At 41.0% G+C, this 2,853-nt stretch carries 7 protein-coding genes; all 7 read right to left on the bottom strand.

Annotation, left to right across the window (positions count from 1 at the left end; all coding sequences use genetic code 11):
• Positions 1-176 precede the first annotated feature (176 nt).
• Positions 177-548 (bottom strand): DUF5615 family PIN-like protein, encoded by a 372-nt coding sequence (locus tag QUA80_RS33285; protein WP_333429164.1) that lies wholly within the window; start codon positions 546-548, stop codon positions 177-179.
• Positions 548-772, bottom strand: coding sequence for a DUF433 domain-containing protein (locus tag QUA80_RS33290; protein WP_333429165.1), 225 nt, complete (start codon positions 770-772; stop codon positions 548-550). The genes QUA80_RS33285 and QUA80_RS33290 overlap by 1 nt, the downstream gene beginning before the upstream one ends.
• A 207-nt stretch (positions 773-979) precedes the next feature.
• Complete coding sequence (locus tag QUA80_RS33295; RefSeq protein ID WP_333429166.1) at positions 980-1,363, bottom strand: hypothetical protein; 384 nt, start codon at positions 1,361-1,363, stop codon at positions 980-982.
• A gap of 69 nt (positions 1,364-1,432) precedes the next feature.
• Entirely contained in the window at positions 1,433-1,822 is a 390-nt protein-coding gene (locus QUA80_RS33300) for a type II toxin-antitoxin system VapC family toxin (RefSeq protein ID WP_333429167.1), read from the bottom strand.
• On the bottom strand, positions 1,819-2,157 hold the full coding sequence (locus QUA80_RS33305; protein WP_333429168.1) for a hypothetical protein: 339 nt from the start codon (positions 2,155-2,157) through the stop codon (positions 1,819-1,821). The genes QUA80_RS33300 and QUA80_RS33305 overlap by 4 nt, the downstream gene beginning before the upstream one ends.
• A gap of 195 nt (positions 2,158-2,352) precedes the next feature.
• The gene (locus tag QUA80_RS33310) at positions 2,353-2,505 is read right to left on the bottom strand and encodes a hypothetical protein (RefSeq protein ID WP_333429169.1); all 153 of its coding nucleotides are present in this window, start codon (positions 2,503-2,505) and stop codon (positions 2,353-2,355) included.
• 100 nt (positions 2,506-2,605) lie between these two features.
• On the bottom strand, positions 2,606-2,853 hold a 248-nt coding region (locus QUA80_RS33315), incomplete at its 5' end, for a hypothetical protein (RefSeq protein WP_333429170.1).

Here is a 2,853-nt window from a genome sequence, read left to right on the forward strand (position 1 = left end):
TTTCAAAGTCGTTAGAAAACCATATTGGTGCTATTTGGTATTTCATCCATCATTACAATACATCATTACTTATTTAGCACTACCTGGAAATGAACAATCGCAATGCAGGGATTCGGGATGGGAAAGGCGATCGCCCTTTTTGTGATTTGGGAAAAAAGGGATCTCGCTATCAATTTTTATACTCGAATGCGAATTCTGTAAACTTCTACCAGTAGTAATTTACCTCGATAATGCTCCTCACTATCGTGCAATGATAAGTATTCTGTCAGCCTTGCCATCAACTGAGGAATAATTTCAGGGTGATTTCTCAGTTGAATAGAAATGATTCCTTGATATGAACTTGGCGGATAAGTCACAATATCTTCTGCGAAGTCTCCATTCAGAGAAATAAGTATGGCATTTAATTCTTGAGCTTTGGCAATGACAATAGTATCTGGAGATTCAATGGGAATGTAATCTCCCAATACAAAAACTTCATGCTCGGTATCACTAAGGATTTGAATAATAGACTTAGGAACGCATTGATCGATGAACAATCTTAAACTCATTAGGCAACTGTTTCAAAATCCGACAAATCGCGAGCATAATCAAGACAAGCAGCTATCTGTTCTTTGGCGATATCTGGAAACTCGTCGATGATTTGTTCTACAGTGTTATTTGATGCTAAATATCCTAAAATAAGACTAACGGGAATTCTAGTCCCTTTGATTCTTGGTTTACCTCGCAGTACATCGGGGGTACTAACGATATGTTCTCTCCAGTTTACAGGCATAACTTGTCCTTTCTGAATCTGATAAGTTATATTATCTAATCTGACAAGTTATATTTTAACTTAAGCAATGGCGATCGCACTTTGGAATTCGGCATGGGAAAGGCGATCGCACTTTCGGAAAAAAAGCGCGGTTCCCTACGGGATAGCTACGCACGCGCGTACTTTGAGAAAAAAGGGGCCGACGATTGCGCTAAACCCAAGACATTATTAGACAACTTTGAGGTATTGCGTTACAGGCTTAAAATCGATGTCATGGTTGTCAGTCAGTATTTTAAATAAATGACAGGGGATGCAGGCTGCAATCAAAACTTCCAAATCGCGATCGAGTTTTGAGAAGTCTTCATAGATACCCACAAACTGACTTACGCAAGCTAAAGATGAATCTTTTGGGTCATTGACTCCCGTGTATTTGTACTGAATATCAAAACCTGCTTTTTCGCCAATTTCTTCGATATCCCAGTCTACAAGATTAATATCTATCGCTTCAACGGCTAGGGCAATATGACCGGGCGGTATAGTGCCAAGAGGCTCGCAGCACCAACCCTCAGAATTGTTCCAGATGCTCTTACCAACTGATTCTCGAATTTTCATGTATTTTCCCTCACTGAAAGTAGCAGCGAAACCAGAGTTTGCGTCCGGGGCGAAGGCATTTTTTACCGATCACTGAAGAGTCTGTACATCAGGATATGCCAGAATTTTTGCATCAGCAGTTAGTAAGGGACACCCGCAAATCCTCGCAGTTGCCACAATGATTTGATCTGCTGGATCGCGGTGAAAACCTGTGAGTTTAGTTGACTCGACAATGATGGGAATGGTGAGTTCGATTAGCTGCACTCCGAGATAAGCCAAAGCTTGTTTTAAGCACTCATCAACTGTAACGGACAAAGTAAGTCTTCCCATTTCTACTAATTTAGCAACTTCCCAACAAGAAATGATGCTGATTCCTAAACCTGGAGATTGATATTGTTGTATCCAGTCCCGATGTTTCTGAGTCAGTCGTGTGTTATTGTCAACCCACCAAACCCATATATGAGTATCTAGTACAATCATTGTAACACTTCCCAATCTTCCAAGGAAACCGCAGGTTCAAACGGCTCATCATAGCCAATGATAGTGCCTCGCAAAGGATATAGAAAAGTATTTTTCATGGTTTCATTTACCAAATTTAGATAGCTAATGAATTCTCGATATCCATCCAATTCTGTTTGTTCTTCGGGAGTAAGATTTGATGCTTGTTGTTGAGCTGTTAAAGTTTGAATTCGTTCCTGGGTTTGAATAGAAGCGCTAAATATTAAGAGTCCGTTGACCAACTCAATGCGGACAGAACCTTCGCTGGGCAAGCTGTTGGGTAAGTGAGGCAGCTTGATGGGCAAATTAGCAATCATGGCATTAATTGACTGTATTTGATGTTGATTTTTTAATTATACCGATCGCTCTGGTGAATTTGATAGTGGTTGCCATGCTCCAATTATAGGGCGATCGCACTTTCGGAAAAAAAGCGCGGTTCCCTACGGGATAGCTACGCACGCGCGTACTTTGAGAAAAAAGGGGCCGACAATTGCGCTAAACCCAAGACATTATTAGACAACTTTGAGGTATTGCGTTACAGGCTTAAAATCGATGTCATCTTTGGAAGTCAGTATTTTAAATAAATGACAGGGGATGCAGGCTGCAATCAAAACTTCCAAATCGCGATCGAGTTTTAACGAGTCCTCATAGATAGATGCCGACACACTGAGTTACTCAAGCAAAAGTAGCAGCGAAGGATGGATTTGGGACGGGAGAGGGCCGATCGCACTTTGGGAAAAAAGGGCGATCGTACTTTCTCTAACTTTACTTAATCGGCTTCCAACTATTGAGAGATTCCCGAACTGAACTTAATTGACTGAGGAACTCAATAAGCTTGGCTTTTTGATACTCAAGACGAGCCAGAATTTCCGGCGCTTCAGCTTCTTTCGTTTCCCGTTCCTTCAACACGCGATCGAAGTCATTTTGAAACCTTTTAATTGGACTTTGGACAAAAGCAAATTGGCTTCGCGAGTCTTTGACGCGAAGTAATACGTATCGATTATGAATAATTA

The organism is Microcoleus sp. F4-D5 (assembly GCF_036704885.1).
Taxonomy (GTDB): domain Bacteria; phylum Cyanobacteriota; class Cyanobacteriia; order Cyanobacteriales; family Microcoleaceae; genus Microcoleus.

Coding starts and splice junctions, on each gene's coding strand:
- QUA80_RS33285 (WP_333429164.1), bottom strand. CDS start 548: ATGAGTTTAAGATTGTTCATCGATCAATGCGTTCCTAAGTCTATTATT.
- QUA80_RS33290 (WP_333429165.1), bottom strand. CDS start 772: ATGCCTGTAAACTGGAGAGAACATATCGTTAGTACCCCCGATGTACTG.
- QUA80_RS33295 (WP_333429166.1), bottom strand. CDS start 1,363: ATGAAAATTCGAGAATCAGTTGGTAAGAGCATCTGGAACAATTCTGAG.
- QUA80_RS33300 (WP_333429167.1), bottom strand. CDS start 1,822: ATGATTGTACTAGATACTCATATATGGGTTTGGTGGGTTGACAATAAC.
- QUA80_RS33305 (WP_333429168.1), bottom strand. CDS start 2,157: ATGATTGCTAATTTGCCCATCAAGCTGCCTCACTTACCCAACAGCTTG.